Source organism: Colwellia sp. F1 (genome assembly GCF_056238625.1).
The window spans coordinates 1-2,397 of record NZ_JBWDLI010000085.1 but is presented as its reverse complement, the minus strand read 5'-3'; the positions used below and the strand labels follow the sequence as shown (position 1 = coordinate 2,397).

Below are 2,397 nucleotides of genomic sequence, written 5' to 3'. Positions count from 1 at the left end.
CGCACACCCGTGTAAATATGTGAGACTGAGTAAGCGTTTTGCTCGGCAGGGGCAGATTGTAACTGTGCTAACCAATGGCTCATACGCTGGGCGTAGGCAAGCTCTTGGGGCAGGGGTGTGCCATCGGCAAGGGTGGTTTGGCGCGGATCTTGGGCGTGCAGCGCATCAATGGCCGTTAGAGTTTGTTCAAACGCAGAGGGCATAAGAGCTCGCATGGTTAGGGGGGTTAACAACATGCTAGCAGGTTAGCGCCAGGCCATAAAAAAAGCGCCCGCTACACAAAGGCAGCAAGCGCTAAAGTAACATTCATAAAGAAGTCTATGCGCGGTTGTTGTTATACACCTCTTCGTTTAGTTCGCCTTCGCTTTTACCCACTAGTGTCGTGACCATCAAATCACCCGCCACGTTTACGCTGGTGCGAGCCATATCCAGAATACGGTCGATACCGGCAACCACCGCAATCGCTTCCAGAGGCAGGCCAATTTGTGCCATTACAATCGACAGCATTATGAGACCCGCGCCGGGAACGCCTGCGGTACCAATTGAGGCCAGCGTGCCGGTGGCCACAATCATGCCGTAATCCATCATGGTTAGATCGGTGCCGGTCATCTGGGCAATAAACAGCACGACTACGCCTTGGTAAAGCGCTGTGCCGTCCATGTTAATCGTCGCGCCTACGGGAAGCACAAAGCCAGATACGCCCTCTGAAACCCCGAGGTTTTTTTGCGCGCAGCGAATCGATACCGGCAGCGTGCCAGCAGACGAGGCCGAGGAGAACGCCACCACAATGGCATCCAAGCTACCTTGGAGGTAGCGCATAGGGTTCAAGCGGCCAAGTAGTGAAATAAACCCAGAGTAAATTACCAACACATGCAGAATGCAGGCGAGATATACCACGCCAATCAGCTTGGCCAGCGGCAGCAGGATTTCTAAGCCGTACTGGCCAGAAACATGGGCGATTAAGCCAAATACGCCGAAGGGCGCAAAGGCCATCACAATGCCGGTGAGCTTGTACATCGCCTCGGCAAAGCTATCGAAGACCTTCATAACCGGCTCGCCTTTTTCGCCAATCAGCGTTAGCGAAATACCTAAGCCAATAGCAAATACAATGATCTGCATAATGTTGCCATTCGCTAGGGCATCGAGAGGGTTGCGCGGCACCAAGTTGACCAGAATAGAAATCAGCGAGGGGGCTTCGTTGGCAGTTACTTCTGTATCGAAGCTCAAATCGACGCCTACTCCTGGCTGCAACAGGGTAGAAAGCAGTAGGCCAATGCTGATCGCAAAGGCCGTCGTCACCAAATACAAGGTAATAGTGCGCGCACCAATACGGCCCATTTTTTGCGGGTCACGCATTGAGGTAATACCGACCACCAGTGTCGAAAACACTAGCGGTACAATCAGCATCATGATGGCATTAATGAAAATATCGCCGAGCGGCTTAAAGACACTGGCGGTTTCACCCAGTAACGCACCGGCTAATATCCCCAGTGCCAGCCCCGCTAAAATTTTTTTCCACAGCGCGATGCTACTCCACCAAGAAAACTTTCCCTTTTTTGCTGTTTCTTGCACGAGGCTTCTCCTGTTAAACATCCATTATTAGTGATTCGTGCTGCAAATCGGCGGGCACTCTATCACTTTGGGCTAGTGAGCCAAGGTTTTTATGCCGATTGGTAATAGCGTATGCAGGGGAGAGAGAGTTTTGTGCAGTAAACGTTCGGAGGGAATCTTTCTTGGAGGTGTGAACCTCTAATTCTCGTTTTCCAAACTCCTTTTTATAACTTGCTGTAGTAGTTAATAACTCGCTGGCGCTCCCCCATAGCTCCCCGCCGTGCTTTTGCCTACAATAGGCTTCTTTCATCACGGGCGATGTACGCCGTGTTTCACTGATTTCAGGCCAAGGGATAACTCATGCTCGATCCGAAACTGCTGCGCGGTGATCTTGATGCGGCTGCGCAACAACTGGCCCGGCGGGGCTTCGAACTTGATAAAGCGGCATTGCAAGCGCTGGAATCGCGCCGTCGTGAGTTGCAAACCCAGACCGAGCAGCTGCAAAACGAGCGCAACATGCGTTCAAAAGCGATTGGTAAGGCGAAGGCTAGCGGTGAAGATATTCAGCCGTTGCTGGATGAAGTGAGTGATTTAGGCGAGCGCTTGGACAAAGCCAAGAAAGAGCTGGCCGAGGTGCAGGAAGAGTGGGATGACGCTATCAGTGGTATTCCCAACCTTCCGCATGAAAGCGTGCCTGAAGGCAAAAGCGAAGACGACAATGTTGAGCTTCACCGCTGGGGTACGCCGCGTGAGTTTGATTTTGAGGTGCTGGATCACGTGGATCTTGGTAAGAAATCGGGCTATCTCGATTTTGAACTGGCAGCTAAGCTGACCGGCGCTCGCTTT

Annotated in this window: 3 protein-coding genes; 1 reads left to right on the top strand and 2 read right to left on the bottom strand. The window is 52.1% G+C overall.

Going from position 1 to position 2,397, the window contains the following annotated elements; translation table 11 throughout:
- The coding region (locus tag AC0UA9_RS17505) for a DUF4202 family protein (protein ID WP_475662035.1) at positions 1–203 on the bottom strand (203 nt) is incomplete at its 3' end.
- 115 nt (positions 204–318) lie between these two features.
- On the bottom strand, positions 319–1,572 hold the full coding sequence (locus tag AC0UA9_RS17500) for a dicarboxylate/amino acid:cation symporter (protein WP_146945316.1): 1,254 nt from the start codon (positions 1,570–1,572) through the stop codon (positions 319–321).
- 339 nt (positions 1,573–1,911) lie between these two features.
- Here AC0UA9_RS17500 and AC0UA9_RS17495 point away from each other — a divergent pair.
- Positions 1,912–2,397 (top strand): serine--tRNA ligase (locus AC0UA9_RS17495; RefSeq protein ID WP_475662033.1); only part of this gene is annotated, 486 nt, incomplete at its 3' end.